Consider the following 16,372-nt stretch of genomic DNA (forward strand, 5'->3'; position numbering starts at 1 on the left):
GCCTCTCAGAGCTTCGGCGTCTCTTCCAGCAAATCCCGGACGAAATCGAACATGCCGTGTCGGCGATCGCGGCGCAGGCGTTCGGCCTTGACGATCGACTGCACAGCGTCGAAGGCAACGTTCAGGTCGTCATTGATAATGACATAGTCATATTCGCGCCAGTGAGCGATCTCGGCCCGGGAATTGGCGAGACGCATGGCGATCACCTCTTCGGAATCCTCGGCGCGACGATGCAGGCGTGACTGCAGCTCGGTCATGGTCGGCGGCAGCACGAAGATGGAGACGACATCCGCCGGCATCTTCTCCTGCAGCTGCTGGGCACCCTGCCAGTCGATGTCGAAGAGCATGTCGCGGCCTTCGGCCATGGCGGTCTCCACCGGTTCACGTGGCGTGCCATAGAAATTGCCATGCACCTCGGCCCATTCGAGCAGGGAGTCGGAATCACGAAGACGCTCGAACTCGCGCTGCGAAACGAAATGGTAGTGCACCCCCTCGATTTCGCTCGGCCGGCGCTGCCGGGTCGTAACGCTGACCGAAAGGCTCACTTGCTTGTCTTTATCCAGCAAGGTGCGCGCAATGGTCGACTTGCCCGCGCCGGACGGCGAGGAAATCGCAAGCATCAGCCCCCGGCGGCAATCGGGATGGATGTTGATGTCGCCGGCTTCATGGCCTACTCCAGATTCTGAACCTGTTCGCGGAACTGGTCGATAACTACCTTCAGTTCGATGCCGGCCGTGGTGACCGCGGCGGCATTCGACTTCGAGCAGATAGTATTCGATTCCCGGTTAAATTCCTGTGCAAGAAAATCGAGCTTGCGGCCAACCGGTCCACCTTTGGAAATAAGATCGCGAGCTGCCGCGACATGGGCCTTAAGCCGGTCGATCTCTTCGCGAAGATCGGCCTTGGTGGCAAGCAGCGCGGCTTCGGCGTGCAGCCGGTCGCGGTCGAGACCGGATGAGCCCTCAAGAAGCATGGCAACCTGAGCCGCCAGCCTCGTGGCGATCTCCTGCGGCGAGCGGGAGGGGTCGCGCTCGATCGTTGCCGTCAGAGCCTCGATTGTGGCGACATGGCCGAGCAGGATATTGCCAAGTGCCTGCCCTTCCCGGCCTCGCATCTCGTGGAGATCCGCCACGGCCGCTGTCAGGCCATTCAGGATGTCCGCATCGCGCGCCGCAAGCGTTTCTTCGCTTTCCTCGGCTTCCTTGAACTCGACAAGGCCTCGAACCGCCATAAGGCTATCCAGTCTCAACGGCGCGGGATCGATGATGCCCGCGAGCTGATCGCGCAGCGCCAGCACGGCTGCGAGCGCATCCTGGTTCACGACAACCTCAATTCGGCTTTCCTCGACAGACAGCGACAGGCTGACCTGGAGGTTGCCACGGGAAAACCGATCGGAGATCGACTTGCGGACTTCCGTCTCCAGCCGCTCAAGGCCGGGCGGCAGACGCAGGCGGACATCCAGCCCCTTGCCGTTCACCGAGCGCAATTCCCATGCCCAGCGACCGCGACCGCTCGTTCCCTCACGCCGGGCAAAACCGGTCATGGACTGCAATGCCATGCAAGCCTCCGAAAATTCCCATCCCCAATCCACCGAAAATCGTTGGATTGACGACCAATGTAAAGTGAAACCGCACCACGGGCCTCATCGACGCCGTGGTGCAACAAGGATTAGTTGGTCTTCTTCTTCTGCTGAGTGCCAGAGCCCGGAGCGGTTGCGGAATCGTCGGGCTGACCATCGACGGCGATGGCGCTCGGATCTTCGCCCTTCTCGGCGACCAGCTTGCGCCAGCGCTTGACGTTGGCGTTGTGCTCTTCAAGCGTCGCGGCAAAGACGTGACCGCCTGTGCCGTCGGCCACGAAATAGAGATCCTGCGTCTTCCAGGGGTTGGCGACCGCTTCCAGCGCATCCCTGCCGGGATTTGCGATCGGCGTCGGCGGCAGACCCTTGATCAGGTAGGTGTTGTAAGGCGTCTCTTTCTTCAGATCCGACTGGTAGATCGGGCGATCGGAAGGCTTCCCCTCGCCGCCAAACAGACCATAGATGATTGTCGGATCGGATTGCAGGCGCATGCCCTTGCCAAGCCGGTTCAGGAATACGGAGGCGACATGCGCACGCTCATCCGCCAGGCCGGTTTCCTTCTCGACGATCGAAGCCAGGGTAACGAAGTCCTGCTTGTTGGCCAACTGCACGCCGGAATCACGCTTTTGCCAGATCTGATCCACCAGCTTTTCCTGCGCGGCGGCCATCTGCTCGACGATCTCCGTGCGCTTGGTGCCGCGCGTAAACTTGTAGGTATCGGGCCTCAGGCTGCCTTCCGTCGGCAAGGCCGACGGCAAATCGCCTTCCAGCACCGGATCGGCCTGCAGCTTGTTGAAGATCTGACGAACGGTCAGGCCTTCCGGCAGGGTCACGGAATAAAGGATGGATTTGCCCGATTTCAGCAGCTCCATGATGTCCTTCATCGAAGCGCCGGCCTTGATCTCGTATTCACCGGTCCGCAGGGTTTCGCCATCATGCAGATAGGTGGCCGTCAGCCAGCGGAAAATGCGCTGGTCCGTAATGATGTTGTTGGATTCCAGTCGGTTGGCGATTTCGTTCAACCCGGCGCCATTGCGCACGATGAAATTTGTGTTCGTCGTCAGAGGACCAGGGCTTCGGTAGATCGAGAACGCATAATAGGTGCCGGCAACCGCTGCGATGACGACGAAAACCACGAGCGTCATCAGGAAGTTCAGGAAGATCACCATCTGGCTGCGGGCTTTGCGGGAACGCTTCGGCGGATCCGGAACACGCTCCGGGCGCAGGGCTTCATTCGCCGATTTAGGGATGATCGGCCCCTTCTGCCCGTTCGGAGTTCCGTTGCTCTGGTTCGTATCGCTCACCGGCAATCCCTTCCTTTTTTAATTGCCTGCTCTTTGGCCAAGCAATGCGGCAAAAAACAGGTTCAGAAGATAAGTCGGTGCCTTGTCAGGCTCCGACTTACACCGATCGAACATGACCGCGACGCATCTTGAGGATGCACTGAAACACGGTAACGTTCGAGAACGGCACGCAGGCTTGCCGAGCAACACTCCCGCTGTTGCAGTTACGCGCTGTTATTAAGCCTCATAACGGCGCAGGACAAGCGACGCATTCGTGCCGCCGAACCCGAAGGAATTCGACAGCGCAACGTTGACTTCCCGCTTGCGGGCCTTGTGCGGAACGAGATCGATTGCAGTCTCCCGTTCCGGATTGTCGAGGTTGAGCGTCGGCGGTGCAATGTTGTCGCGAATGGCGAGCGTGGCGAAGATCGCCTCGATCGCACCGGCAGCGCCGAGCAGATGACCCGTCGCCGATTTCGTCGACGACATCGAGATCTTCGATGCGGCATTGCCGACCAACCGCTCGACGGCGCCGAGCTCGATCGTGTCTGCCATGGTCGAAGTGCCATGAGCGTTGATGTAGTCGACATCCGCCGGGGTCAGGCCCGCGCGCTTCAGGGCCGACATCATACAGCGGTATGCGCCCTCGCCGTCGGACGACGGAGCGGTGATATGATAGGCGTCGCCGGAAAGGCCGTAGCCCACAACTTCGGCGTAGATCTTGGCGCCACGCGCCTTGGCATGTTCCAGCTCTTCCAGAACGACAATGCCGGCACCCTCACCCATGACGAAGCCGTCACGATCGCGATCATAGGGCCGCGACGCCTTTTGCGGGTCGTCATTGTATTCCGTCGACAGCGCCTTGCAGGCGGCAAAGCCGGCAAGCGAGATACGGCAGACCGGAGCTTCCGCGCCGCCGGCCACCATGACATCGGCATCGCCGAGCATGATCAGGCGGGCAGCATCGCCGATGGCGTGCGCGCCGGTCGAGCATGCGGTGACAACGGCATGGTTCGGGCCGCGCAGCTTGTGGCGAATGGAGACCTGGCCGGAAACGAGATTGATGAGGCGTCCGGGGATGAAGAAGGGCGAGATACGGCGCGGGCCCTTGTCGCGCAGCGTGTAGCCGGCTTCAACGATGCCTTCGAGACCGCCGATACCGGAGCCGATCATGACGCCGGTCGCGATCTGGTCCTCGTCGGTGGCCGGATGCCAGCCAGCATCGGCAAGCGCCATATCGGCGGCAGCCATGCCGTAGATGATGAAGGTATCGACCTTGCGCTGTTCCTTCGGCTCCATCCAATCGTCAGCATTGAAGGTGCCGTCGGTGCCGTCGCCTACCGGAATGCGGCATGCGATCTTGGCGGGAAGATCTTCGACTTCGAATTCGGTCACGAGGCGTGCGCCGTTGTGCCCGGCGATCAAGCGTGACCAGGACACCTCCGTGCCACAGCCCAAAGGTGATACCATGCCGGTACCCGTGATAACGACACGTCTCATCGCCCGCAGACCCCCGTCTTCTTATGATGATATGCGTATAAATATTGCTCGCCCGACATGGCCGGACGAAATAGGGCGGACTCTTCAGCCCGCCCGTTCAAAAAGCACAGAGGATTAGGCCTGGGCCTTCTCAATGAACTTTACCGCGTCGCCGACCGTCAGGATCGAGTCAGCAGCATCATCGGGGATTTCAACGCCGAATTCTTCTTCGAAGGCCATGACCAGTTCGACAGTGTCGAGCGAGTCCGCACCCAGATCGTCGATGAAGCTTGCGCCTTCAACGACCTTGTCGGCGTCAACGCCAAGATGATCAACAACAATTTTCTTTACGCGTTCTGCGATATCGCTCATGTCGGTTTCCTCGACCTTATGTCCTGATCAGAATGCCCTGTGACATCCCTACCTAATTCAAGCCTGCAGCATCTGTCTTGACGCCGCTGGCAAACCCGTTCAACCCGGCACTGAGATCCGGTCGAGCCGCCTTGAGCGCGGCGCCGTCCGTCTGCATTTTCGGGACGACTGTTCACAGTCATGGCCCGCTTAACACGGTTTAAGTCCGTCGCAAAGCCAGAAAATAGCCGGCTCCGGGTTGCTCAACATGCTATTGGAGGGAAAGTTCCCTCCAATAGCAATTCCCTTTAGATCATTGCCATGCCGCCGTTGACATGGATCGTCTGGCCCGTGACGTAGCTTGCTTCCGAGGAAGCAAGATAGGCGACCGCCGAAGCGACCTCCGCACCGGTGCCCATGCGCTTCATGGGAATGGCGCCCATGATGGCTTCCTTCTGCTTATCGTTCAGCTTGCCGGTCATGGCGCTCTCGATGAAGCCGGGAGCAACGCAGTTAACCGTGACGTTGCGGGTGGCAATTTCCTGCGCCAGAGACTTGGTGAAGCCGATCATGCCGGCCTTGGAGGCGCAGTAGTTCGCCTGACCCGGATTGCCGGTGACGCCGACGACCGACGTGATGTTGATGATGCGGCCATAGCGCCGGCGCATCATCGGATGGGTCAGCTCGCGCGTGAGGCGGAAGACGGCCGTAAGGTTGACTTCCAGCACGGCATCCCAATCGTCGTCGCTCATGCGCACGAACAGGCCGTCCTTGGTGATGCCGGCATTGTTGACGAGAATATCGACGCCGCCGAGCTCTTCTTCGGCCTTGGCGCCGAGCGCCTTGACCTCGTCGCGATCCGACAGATTGGCCGGGAATATCTTGACGCGATCGCCGAGTTCGGACGCCAGTGCCTCCAGCCTTTCGACGCGTGTGCCGTGCAGGCCGACAATGGCGCCCTGCTTGTGCAGGAGCCGGGCGATCTCTTCGCCGATGCCGCCGGATGAACCGGTTACCAAGGCCTTGCGGCCGGTCAAATCAAGCATGTTTGTCCCTCGTTTCTTGAATTCTGTCAGCCGAGCAATGCGCCAAGCACGGTGTCGATATCCGCAGCATTGTTGACGGCGATGCCATTGACCGATTTGTCGATACGGCGAGCCAAGCCCGTCAGCACCTTGCCGGCGCCAATTTCATACAATGTTGTCACATTGTTAGCAGCAAACCACTCAACAGTCTCGCGCCAGCGCACCTGGCCGGTGACCTGCTCGACGAGCAGCCTGGCGATCTCATCCGCATCCGTCACCGGAGCCGCCCTGACATTGGCAATCACGGGCACGACCGGATTGGCCTTCGCGACGCCGGCGAGCGCTTCGCGCATCGCTTCGGCAGCCGGCGCCATCAGCACGGAATGGAAGGGCGCGGAGACCGGTAGCAGGATGGCGCGCTTGGCACCCTTGGCGGTCGCAAGCTCGGCCGCCTTCTCGACGGGAACCTTCTCGCCGGAAATGACGATCTGGCCGCCGCCATTGTCATTGGCGATCTGACAGGCGCCGAGGCCGGATGCTTCCACGCAGACGGCGACGACATCGGCATGTTCGAGCCCGATGATCGCGGCCATGGCGCCAACGCCGACGGGAACCGCCGCCTGCATGGCATTGCCGCGAATGCGCAGCAGCCGCGCGGTGTCGGCAAGCGAGAAAGTACCGGCAGCACAGAGCGCCGAATATTCGCCGAGCGAATGGCCGGCGACATAGGCGACCTTGCTCTTCAGATCGAGGCCGCGGGCCTGCAGAACACGAATGACGGCAAGCGACACAGCCATCAGCGCCGGCTGCGCATTGGCCGTCAGCGTCAACTTGTCTTCCGGACCATTGAAGATGACGTCGGAGAGCTTTTCACCGAGCGCTTCATCGACTTCCTCGAAGACGGCGCGCGCCTCGGCGAAATTGTCGGCAAGATCCTTGCCCATGCCGACGGCCTGGCTGCCCTGGCCGGGAAATGTGAAAGCAACTGTCATTATAAAGCGTCCTTTTAGGGGTCGTTTCGCTTCCCAATGACATTGTTTGCAGCGGAGTCAATAGCGCAAGCCCCGCAGCCACAGGCTTTTGCACCTGCGAAAGGCAATGATTTTTTTCTTGCGCTCGCTCAGTTCGCGCCTAAATTCGCGCGACCCTCTTCATTTTCAGCTTCTCCTACCCCCAAGGTTTTCCCATGAAATATAAGAATTTAGGCCGCACCGATATTTCAGTTTCCCAGATTTGCCTGGGCACGATGACCTGGGGCACGCAGAACAGCGAAGCAGAAGCCCACGAGCAGATGGATTATGCGCTCCATAAGGGCATCAATTTCTTCGACACCGCCGAAATGTACCCAACGACGCCCGTCGGCCCGGAGACGCAAGGCCGCACCGAGGAATATATCGGCTCATGGTTCGAAAAGACCGGCAAGCGCCGGGATGTCGTGCTTGCCACCAAGGTCGCGGGGCCCGGCCGCGATTATCTGCGCAACGGCCAGGGCGCCGATGCCGCCAATATCCGCGCTGCGATCGACAGCAGCCTGAAGCGGCTGAAGACCGATTACATCGACCTCTATCAGGTTCACTGGCCCAACCGCGGCCATTTCCATTTCCGCCAGAACTGGCGCTACAACCCCTTCAACCAGGATCGCGAGAAGGTCGTCGCCAATATCACCGATATTCTTGAGACGATGGGCGAACTGGTGAAGGCCGGCAAGATCCGCGCTATCGGCCTGTCGAACGAAACGACCTGGGGCATTCAGAAATATCTGACGATCTCCGAGCAGAAGGGCTTGCCGCGCGTGGCCACCACGCAGAACGAGTACAATCTGCTCTACCGGCATTTCGATCTCGACCTGGCCGAGCTTTCGCATCACGAGGATGTCGGGCTACTGGCCTATTCGCCGCTCGCCGGCGGTATCCTCAGCGGCAAATATGTCGGCGGCGCCCGGCCGGCCGGCTCGCGCGGCTCGATCAACCTTGATATCGGCGGGCGCCTGCAGCCTCTGCAGGAACCGCCGGTCAAGGCTTATCTGGAAATCGCAGCCAAATACGGTATCGATCCTTCCAAGCTGGCGCTTGCCTACTGCCTCACCAAACCCTTCATGGCCTCGGTCATCATCGGCGCCACCACCATGGCGCAGCTCGAAACCGATATCGCCGCCGCTTACGTGACGCTGCCGGAAGAGGTGTTGACCGAGATCGAGCAGGTGCACCGGAAATATCCGATGCCGATGTAATGTGTTGAAGCGCTCCGTCGCAGGGCGGAGCGCTTGGCAAATGAAAGTTGGGTAGAGGCGGAATGTGTCGAGGCGGGCGATCTATTTCCCGGCCTTTGGTGCTATGGTCAGTTCGGAACCATAGGCCTCGCGCAACTCCTCCTGCCCTTTCACACGATCCACAGACTTGTGCAGCAAGATGGACCGATAATCCTCCGAACGCCCTCCCTCGATCAGCGTGACATCGGCATTGCCGGGGTTGTCCGAGCGTTCGAACCATTCCACAGGATGATGCAGGAAGTTCATTTCGAAGGCGCGGTTGGTCACCCCATGGCCGACGATGATGACGTTGTTCTTTCCGTTTTCGGCGTCGTGCATGATGGTTTGCAGAAACAGACGAACACGCTGGGCGACATCCGCCCGGCTCTCCCCATCCGGCGGCCGCGCGTAGAACTTGCCGTTGTTGTTGCGCAGCCGCGCCCACTTCTCGAATTCGTCGGGAAATTTTCGCCTTTGTTCCGCGTGGTCGTAGATTTCGGTGAAGAGCCCGAAATCCTGCTCGCGCAGCAGGTAGTCCTCCCTGATGTCTCCGATCAGTTCGGCCGGCAAAACCTCCAGCAAGGCATCCTTGCTCTGCCGCGTTCTCAAGAAGGGCGAATACCAGACGCTCAGCTTGCGCAATTCGGCAGCCGGCAGTCCCTTTAGATAGGCAGCAATCGCCTGCGCTGCCCCCAGCACCTGGCGATAGCCCCATTCGGTCAGCGGAACATTGTGATCGCCGAACTGTTGGTAGGCGCGGTCATCGATGTTGCCGAGGGATTCGCCGTGGCGGACGAGAAAGATGCGCATGAATGGTCGTGTCACCTCTATTGATACGGCATCATGACGGGAGAGCGGGCGGCACGCAATGCGATAGCGAATACAGACGCGAGTAGCACTTCTACTCGGTTATGAATTGGCAGAGCATATTCATGCCAAAGGCCCTCAATTCAGAACCTAAATTAATGAGAACCGGGTGTTGCTTTTGCCCTGTTCTCAAAAGTCCTCTTCTGCACCACTACACGCAGCTACCCGGCCAGCACGGCGGGTAAACTCATGGGCGCGCCCAATCTCTGCAATCTAAACATTAGTGACACTCAAAGATGAACGCAGACCTTGTGGAAACTCGGAACCTATGAAATTCATAGTTTCCCTTAGGCAGGAGTGAGTGTCGTGAGAGCATTTCAAATCGGCTGTGCTTCATGGCTATTTGTTTTGGGCATGACCTATTTCGCAGCCGATGCGAATGCTCGTCTCAGTTACACCCACTTCACGACGGATGACGGGAGGCGTTATATCCTCGTAAAGGGCTCGTTCGATTCAGACGATGATTTAAACAAATTTGGCAAGGCAGTGAAATCGTACCGCGCGAACTCCGTCACCTTCGACAGCCCCGGCGGAAATGTCTCAAAGGCACTCGAACTAGGAAGAATGATCCGGTCACTAGGTTTGACCACGGTTGCCGTACGTGTACAAGAATGCTCGTCAGCCTGCTCTTTGGCGTTCCTTGGTGGCGTCGTTCGTTTTGCTGACGCCGGATCGATCGGTGTCCATAAGACCTCATTTGCCGATACGAAGGGTATGCGCGTTGAAGACGCCGTCGCCGCGGTCCAAGCGATAACAGCCGACGTCATATCCTACATGACGGATATGGGTGCCGACCCCGGACTGTTAAAGCTTTCCCTGAAATATGATTCCGATGACATGCGCTACCTGTCGGCAAGCGAGATGAAACAGTATAGCGTGACGACACCAGATGAGGATGAGCCAAAAGCGGAACCAGAAACCGTCGAAGAGGCCTCCACCACTCTTCAAATTCCCTTGGCACAAAACGGAATTGTTCAACACCCGAAAGGCACTGCGCCACTCAAGGCCGACACCAGCGCGAGTTCAAAGACAATTGCCAGTTTTGCAAACGGAAGCGCACTCGAAATCAAAGCGAGTGACGGTGACTGGTATCAGGTATCGATCGCCGGGCAGCGCGGGTATATGCACCATGCTTGGGTATGGGTTCGCGAGTTCGAAGAGAAAGAGTTCGGGAAGACCTATATTCAAATTAGGAGCGTCGATGATTTGGCGACTGCACGATCGCTCGTTTTGGGTTCGAAAGTTCCTTTGGCAGTACATCTGACGACGAATGGTGGGTTTGCGATTACGGTCAAGGCGACGGGAAACAATGGCATTGAAAGCTCTTTGCTCCAGATATTGAGAGCAAAGAATGAAGTCGCGAAAGACGCCTTTTTAACGTTCGGCAATACCTATGTCCGAGAGGTCTGTTGCGGTGACTTGTTGTCAAATAAGTAGGTGAAATTGATAATGAGACCTCAATGCGGGTTTTCATTGAATTTCGCCAGTGCCCTTGCCTTTCGCGCAAAAATCCGTATAAGCCGCCCTGTTCGCAACCCGGTCTTCTGGCTGGTGGCTGAACGGAGGGCCGGTTTTTCGCAAGGAGAATCGTCGGAACGGAAGCGTTCCAGCCTCCCGTGTCTCCGCTCTCGACCGTCTCGGAAACGCTTTTCTTGCTTGGGGTTATCCCTCTCAGGAGCAGTCGTTGAGGCTTAGCCGCTAGAGCCCGGGTCAGATCAACGCAAGAAAGGCAAAGCTATCCATGGCTCTTTATGAACATGTATTCCTTGCTCGACAGGATATTTCCGCTCAGCAGGTCGACGCCCTCGTAGAACAGTACAAGGGTGTTATCGAAGCTAACGGCGGTAAAGTCGGGCGTATCGAAAACTGGGGCCTCAAGTCCCTTACCTACCGCATCAAGAAGAACCGCAAGGCTCATTATGCCCTGCTGGACATTGATGCTCCGGCCGCTGCGATCCAGGAAATGGAACGTCAGATGCGCATCAGCGAAGACGTCCTGCGCTACATGACGATCGCTGTTGAAAAGCACGAAGACGGCCCGTCTGCCATGATGCAGAAGCGCGACCGTGACGACCGTCCGCGCCGCGATGGCGACCGCCCGGAGCGCAGCTTCGGCGATCGTGACCGTGGTCCTCGCCCGGATCGTGGTGACCGCGAAGACCGTCCGCGCCGTCCGCGCGAAGACCGCGTATAAGGAGATTTTGAACAATGTCTGAAGTTTCCTCCGCACCGGTCCGCCGTCCGTTCCATCGCCGCCGCAAGACCTGCCCGTTCTCGGGCGCCAATGCGCCGCGCATCGACTACAAGGACGTTCGTCTCCTGCAGCGCTACATTTCCGAGCGCGGCAAGATCGTTCCTTCCCGCATCACGGCCGTTTCCCAGAAGAAGCAGCGCGAACTCGCCCAGGCGATCAAGCGCGCCCGTTTCCTCGGCCTGCTGCCTTACGTCGTCGCTTAATTCAAGCCGACGCTGCATGAAATCGAGGGAAGGCAGTCATGCCTTCCCTTCTCCCTTTCGCGATGGGCGCGGATCGGAACATTGAAACCCCATGTTGGGGACGGCTTCCAGAACAGAATTTCGGAAGCATCCTCTAACTGCTCATACGAAGCAGGACAGCGACGTGAAAAAGTTGAACGCAAAAGAGCTTGGCATCGGCGTGCTCGCCGGTCTGACCGTCGCCTTACTCGTGTATGGCGCGACCACTCAGCCTTTGCTTTTTATCCTTTTCGGCGCGCTTTCCGCTCTTCCCATCCTGATCGTCGGTCTTGGCTGGGGTAACGCTGCGGTCATTGTCGCCGTCGTGGTGGCGGGTCTCGTCGGCGCCGTCTGGCAGTCTCTGTATTTCGGGCTCTTTACGGTTCTGTTGACACTGATCCCGGCATGGCTCAGCCATCTTGCCAATCTGGCGCGCCCGGCTTCCGAACTCGGCGGCCCTGACCATCTGATGGCCTGGTATCCGCTCTCCGACATCATGCTGCATCTGTGTGGCCTTGCCGCGGCCATGATCATCATCGTTGGCGCGATCATGGGCTACAATGCCGATCTCGTCGGCCAGGTGATCGACCTTTATGTCAAGGCCGTAAACCAGCAGCAGCCGGCACTGCAGCTCGATGCGGCGGCGATCGACAAGACCAAGTTCCTGATGCTTTACGCCATTCCCATGGTCTGGGGCATGATCTGGGTCATGATGCTGCTGGCTGCCTATTATGTGGCGATCCGCATCGTCACGGCCTCGAAGCACAATCTGCGCCCGCGCGAGGATATTCCCTCGTCGCTGCGCATGAATCGCAATGCGATCTTCGTCTTTCTCGTGGCGATCGTCGCCATGTTCTTCGGCGGCGTGATCGGCCTGATCGCAGCCGCCGTCCTCGGCGCCTTCGGCGCGGGTTTCATCGTTTCCGGCTTTGCGTCGCTGCACTACCGGACGCGCGGCAAGGACTGGCGCATACCCGTGCTTGTCCTCTTCTATCTGGTCTCGTTCTTCCTGACGCTACCGCTCTTCATCATCCTTGTTCTCGGCCTCTACGATACCCGCAAGGCGATATCGCTGACCCCGAACAAGGACGCAGATACACCCAAACCAACAGACACGAAAATCTGACATAGAAAGGAACAAGAAAATGGAAGTCATTCTTCTCGAACGCATCTCCAAGCTCGGCCAGATGGGCGAAACCGTAAAGGTTCGCGACGGCTTTGCTCGCAACTACCTGCTGCCGCTCGGCAAGGCGCTGCGCGCCAACGCTGCCAACAAGGCTCGTTTCGAATCTGAACGCGCAACGCTCGAAGCCCGTAACCTGGAGCGCAAGAGCGAAGCTCAGAAGGTCGCCGACGTTCTCGCCGGCAAGTCCTTCATCGTCGTCCGCTCGGCTGGCGAAACCGGCCAGCTCTACGGCTCGGTCGCTGCCCGTGACGTCGTTGAAATCCTCGCTGCTGAAGGCTTCAGCATCGGCCGTAGCCAGGTTCACCTGAACACGCCGATCAAGGCCATTGGCCTGCACGATGTTACGATCGGCCTTCACGCCGAAGTCGAAATCACGATCGAACTCAACATTGCCCGTTCCGCCGAAGAAGCCGAGCGTCAGTCCAAGGGTGAGACCCTCACCTCCGCCGACGCCATCTACGGCATCGACGAAGACGCCCTGCGTCCGGAAGACTTCTTCGATCCGGAAGCCGACGGCAACGCTGAAGACGACGACGCATAATTTCCAGCCCATTGCTGGATATGCAAAAGCCCGGATCGACGATCCGGGCTTTTTGTTTGTCATCCGACACGCGATTCCCGCCCTATCAATCGTTGGCGGAGGGCTCCGGCAACGGCGTGGAATCCTTGTCGACCGAAACGACCACGGACATGCCCGGAGCCAATTCGTCGGTCAGGGGCTGGCCATCCTCGATCTTCACGCGGACGCCGATGCGCTGGGCGACCTTGGTGAAATTTCCGGTGGCGTTGTCCGGCTTGATGACGGCGAACTCGGAGCCTGCCGCCGGCGAGAAACGCTGGATGCGGCCCTTGATCTGCCGGTGACCGAGCGCATCGACGGAAATGGTGACCGGCTGGTCGAGTTTCATTCCATCAAGCTGGGTTTCCTTGAAATTGGCGATTACCCAGATGTCCTTCGGCACAAGCCCCATCAGCTGCGTTCCGGCCGTCACATATTGGCCGAGGCGCACACCGACCTCCCCGACGCGGCCGTCCTGAGGCGCGACGATCGTTGCGTTCTGAAGATCGATGTTGGCAAGCTGCACGGCTGCCTCCGCGCCGCTGACCCCTGCCTCGAGCGAGGCGCGATTGACGATGATCGTCGTCAGGTTCTGCTGCGATACGTCGAGGGCGGCCTTGGCCTGATTGACCGATGCTTGTGCCTGCTGCAGCGTCGCCTGCGCCTGTTCGGAATCGCTTGTCGTCGATACGCCCCTGGCGACCAGCGTCGTCACGCGATCAGCAGCCAGTTGGGCGCGCTTCAGCGCGGCGTTGGCGCTATCGATCTGCGCCTGGCTGGAGACGATGCCGGCCTTGGCCGCCTGCTCCTGCTGCTGGGAATTGGCAAGAGCGGCCTTCTGACCAGCCAATGTTGCGTTCGCCTGCGCCACCTTCTGCCGATAGATGCGATCGTCGATCTGGGCGAGCACATCGCCCTGCTTGACGAGCTTGTAGTCCTTGATTGGCACAGCGGTAATGTAGCCGCTGACCTGCGGGCTGATGGTCGTGACGTAGCCTTTGACATAGGCATCGTCGGTGGTCTCGACGGAACTCTTGAACGGCGGCAGATGCCAGGCATAAAGCACAAGCATGACGCCGCCGATGCCGGCGAGAACGGCGATGACTTCGATTGGGGAGCGAACGAGCCTCGACATGGAGCTATTTCATATCCTCATGGGTTGGGTGCTACGGCTTGAGGCTGATCTTCAGCAAGCCGAGCTCTGACGAAGCGAAACAATACGTGCAGCGAAAGACCGGCAAGCGATAGGAAGGCGATGACGGCGGCGACGAAGAACGCGTCGCCATAGGCGAGCATGTTCGCCTCGCGGCTCACCTGCGCGCCAAGCAGTGCCAATCCCTCTCCCTTCAGAAGAGCGCTATCGCCGATGACCTTGCCATAGGACGATGAAAGCTGGCTGACGCGCTCGGCCACATGCGGATCGGTCAAAAGCACCCGCTCGGTCAAGACGGCGGAATGGAATTTCTCGCGAATGATGATCAACGTGCCGTAGAAGGCCGAGCCGATGAGACCGCCGATACTCTGCGTGAAGGTGAAGACGACGAAGAAGGTCACGAGATAGGGCGGCCCCTTGCTCAGCGCCGCCTTGAAACCTTGCGACATGGACGGCGGCAGGAAGAGTGCCGCGCCGGCCGCCATCATAGCCTGGCTGAGATACATCTGCTCCGGTCGGGTGAGGTTCGTCACCTGTGAGTCCATGAGGGCCCCTACTCCCATCAGGATGAGCGCGACGAACTGGATCTGCCAGCTGAACCCATACACCATGAAGACCGTACAGATGAGCCCACCGATCACCGAGAAGGCCAGAATGATCCAATAAAGCATGGAAAGCTGATCATAGAGAAGGCCGACGGCGTTCTGATAGAAGGTCATGATGACCGAGGTCTGCTCGGCCGCGATCAGGCGGAAGATCAGCAGGATTGCGGTCAGGTGCAGGATTTCGGGACGCAGCAGCCAGCGAACGTCGATGAGCGGCGTCGAGCGGCGCAGGTCAACGACGATGGCAAGCGTCAGGGATGCTATGCCGATCGCCAGCACAACGCCGAGCCAGGGCACTTCCAGCCACCAATAGAGGCGCCCCACCGACAGAATGACCGCCAGACAGCCGAATCCTATGGCGACAAGCGAATAGCTGAAGATATCGCCGAGAACGATGACCTTAACGCGCGGTGGCGGCGTCAGAGGCAGGAGATAGATGATCGGCATGACCAGCAGCGCCAGTGCCATTTCCAGCGTATAGAGGCCGCGCCACTCGCCATAATCGAGCAGCGAAGGCGATACGAGGCGGGTGATGGGGGCAGCTAGCAGCGTGTTCGTCATCGCCAGGCTGACGCCGACGGTCATCTTCTTGGCCGGCTCGAAGGCTTCCAGCATGTAGAGGAAACCAAGCGTCGAAAGCGGCGCACCGGCGATACCGCTCAAAAAGCGGACGACGATTGCCGAATGCAGGTCGGAAACGAAGAGATTGAGCAGCGAGGCGACGACAAAACCGAGGATGCTGACCTCGGCGAAATTGCGGACGCCATACTGCAGCCGGATCTTGACCAGCGCGATGGCAAGACTGACGTTCGGGGCCATGTAGGCGGCCGAAAGCCATGCCGATTCCGTCGTCGTTGCGGCAATGGTGCCCTGGATCTGGGTGAGATTGGCAAAGGCGAGGTTGAGCCCCAGGCCCTGCGTCAGGAAGAACATCACGGACGCCGCTATGTAGAGCGGCACCTTCCACCCCGGCATGGGCGGCGGAGCAGGAGGAACGGTGGTGCTTTCCGCTTCGGAAACGAGGCTCGGCTCACCGCTCATGCACTACCTCATGACTTGCCCACATTCTGAAGATTGGCAGTCATGGCGCGGATAACTTTGAGCGCCATGCCGATATCCTCGTCCGAAATCCCCTCCAAGATATCCGCACGCACACCGGTGGCAAGTGCCTCGACCTCGGCAGCAACGACTTTTCCGGATTCCGTCATGAATATCTGCTTGGCGCGACGATCTGAGGGCACGGCTCGGCGCTCGATGAAGCTCTGCGCCTCCATGGCATCCAGGATGCGCACGAGCGTCGGCGTCTCAAGCTCCAGCTCGTCGGCAAGCTCGCGCTGATTTATCCCGTCGCGACGCGAGAGCTTGTGAAAAACCCGTGCCCGCGCGAGGGTCATCCCATGTTCGCGAACAAGCGCATCGAATGCAGCTCTCAACTTACGGTTGAAAGAGGAAAGATCGTCGAACAACTCTCGTCTTGATGGCGCACCAGACATTTATTGCAACTTTATACTATTAGCAGCCTACCCTATTTACAGGCAATAACCGGATTTTCTTATCTTTTC

At 59.1% G+C, this 16,372-nt stretch carries 16 protein-coding genes and 1 pseudogene; 6 read left to right on the plus strand and 11 right to left on the minus strand.

Going from position 1 to position 16,372, the window contains the following annotated elements; translation table 11 throughout:
- Positions 1-5: 5 nt before the first annotated feature.
- From gmk to fabD, 7 genes and pseudogenes are all read right to left on the minus strand, one after another.
- A pseudogene (gmk, locus tag BSK43_RS24245) lies at positions 6-667 on the minus strand (guanylate kinase).
- A 3-nt stretch (positions 668-670) separates the two neighbouring features.
- A complete protein-coding gene (locus BSK43_RS24250) occupies positions 671-1,558 on the minus strand; it encodes a YicC/YloC family endoribonuclease (protein ID WP_077470017.1) in 888 nt (295 codons plus the stop codon).
- Between the two features lie 110 nt (positions 1,559-1,668).
- Positions 1,669-2,883 carry an endolytic transglycosylase MltG gene (gene mltG / locus BSK43_RS24255; protein ID WP_077470016.1) on the minus strand — a complete coding sequence of 405 codons (1,215 nt, stop codon included), beginning with the start codon at positions 2,881-2,883 and terminating at the stop codon, positions 1,669-1,671.
- A gap of 216 nt (positions 2,884-3,099) precedes the next feature.
- On the minus strand, positions 3,100-4,362 hold the full coding sequence (gene fabF / locus BSK43_RS24260) for a beta-ketoacyl-ACP synthase II (RefSeq protein ID WP_077470015.1): 1,263 nt from the start codon (positions 4,360-4,362) through the stop codon (positions 3,100-3,102).
- A 114-nt stretch (positions 4,363-4,476) separates the two neighbouring features.
- On the minus strand, positions 4,477-4,713 hold the full coding sequence (locus BSK43_RS24265; protein ID WP_027675866.1) for an acyl carrier protein: 237 nt from the start codon (positions 4,711-4,713) through the stop codon (positions 4,477-4,479).
- 287 nt (positions 4,714-5,000) lie between these two features.
- Positions 5,001-5,738 carry a 3-oxoacyl-[acyl-carrier-protein] reductase gene (gene fabG, locus BSK43_RS24270; RefSeq protein ID WP_077470014.1) on the minus strand — a complete coding sequence of 246 codons (738 nt, stop codon included), beginning with the start codon at positions 5,736-5,738 and terminating at the stop codon, positions 5,001-5,003.
- 26 nt (positions 5,739-5,764) lie between these two features.
- Positions 5,765-6,709 (minus strand): ACP S-malonyltransferase, encoded by a 945-nt coding sequence (fabD, locus tag BSK43_RS24275; protein ID WP_077470013.1) that lies wholly within the window; start codon positions 6,707-6,709, stop codon positions 5,765-5,767.
- A 194-nt stretch (positions 6,710-6,903) separates the two neighbouring features.
- On the opposite strand from fabD, the gene BSK43_RS24280 reads away from it, so the two are divergent.
- Positions 6,904-7,947: an aldo/keto reductase gene (locus BSK43_RS24280; RefSeq protein ID WP_077470012.1), complete on the plus strand. Its 1,044-nt coding sequence runs from the start codon at positions 6,904-6,906 to the stop codon at positions 7,945-7,947.
- 81 nt (positions 7,948-8,028) lie between these two features.
- On the opposite strand, the gene BSK43_RS24285 is transcribed toward BSK43_RS24280, so the two are convergent.
- Entirely contained in the window at positions 8,029-8,775 is a 747-nt protein-coding gene (locus BSK43_RS24285) for a phosphoglycerate mutase family protein (protein ID WP_077470011.1), read from the minus strand.
- Between the two features lie 363 nt (positions 8,776-9,138).
- Here BSK43_RS24285 and BSK43_RS24290 point away from each other — a divergent pair, with 363 nt between their 5' ends.
- From BSK43_RS24290 to rplI, 5 genes are all read left to right on the plus strand, one after another.
- Complete coding sequence (locus tag BSK43_RS24290; protein WP_246662664.1) at positions 9,139-10,269, plus strand: SH3 domain-containing protein; 1,131 nt, start codon at positions 9,139-9,141, stop codon at positions 10,267-10,269.
- Positions 10,270-10,573: 304 nt separating this feature from the next.
- Positions 10,574-11,026: a 30S ribosomal protein S6 gene (rpsF, locus tag BSK43_RS24295; RefSeq protein ID WP_077470009.1), complete on the plus strand. Its 453-nt coding sequence runs from the start codon at positions 10,574-10,576 to the stop codon at positions 11,024-11,026.
- Positions 11,027-11,040: 14 nt separating this feature from the next.
- The gene (gene rpsR, locus BSK43_RS24300) at positions 11,041-11,289 is read left to right on the plus strand and encodes a 30S ribosomal protein S18 (protein ID WP_004122103.1); all 249 of its coding nucleotides are present in this window, start codon (positions 11,041-11,043) and stop codon (positions 11,287-11,289) included.
- 163 nt (positions 11,290-11,452) lie between these two features.
- Complete coding sequence (locus BSK43_RS24305; protein WP_077470142.1) at positions 11,453-12,433, plus strand: DUF2232 domain-containing protein; 981 nt, start codon at positions 11,453-11,455, stop codon at positions 12,431-12,433.
- A gap of 19 nt (positions 12,434-12,452) precedes the next feature.
- Entirely contained in the window at positions 12,453-13,034 is a 582-nt protein-coding gene (rplI, locus tag BSK43_RS24310; protein WP_068385655.1) for a 50S ribosomal protein L9, read from the plus strand.
- Between the two features lie 85 nt (positions 13,035-13,119).
- On the opposite strand, the gene BSK43_RS24315 is transcribed toward rplI, so the two are convergent.
- Genes BSK43_RS24315 through BSK43_RS24325 form a run of 3 tightly spaced genes read right to left on the minus strand, consistent with a single transcriptional unit; the run spans position 13,120 to position 16,303 of the window.
- Positions 13,120-14,187, minus strand: coding sequence for an HlyD family secretion protein (locus BSK43_RS24315; protein ID WP_077470008.1), 1,068 nt, complete (start codon positions 14,185-14,187; stop codon positions 13,120-13,122).
- 17 nt (positions 14,188-14,204) lie between these two features.
- The gene (locus tag BSK43_RS24320; protein WP_077470007.1) at positions 14,205-15,851 is read right to left on the minus strand and encodes an MFS transporter; all 1,647 of its coding nucleotides are present in this window, start codon (positions 15,849-15,851) and stop codon (positions 14,205-14,207) included.
- Positions 15,852-15,859: 8 nt separating this feature from the next.
- A complete protein-coding gene (locus BSK43_RS24325; RefSeq protein ID WP_077470006.1) occupies positions 15,860-16,303 on the minus strand; it encodes a MarR family transcriptional regulator in 444 nt (147 codons plus the stop codon).
- Between the last annotated feature and the right edge of the window lie 69 nt (positions 16,304-16,372).

Origin of the sequence: Rhizobium sp. P44RR-XXIV, from assembly GCF_001999485.2 — a bacterium.
Lineage (GTDB): Bacteria > Pseudomonadota > Alphaproteobacteria > Rhizobiales > Rhizobiaceae > Rhizobium.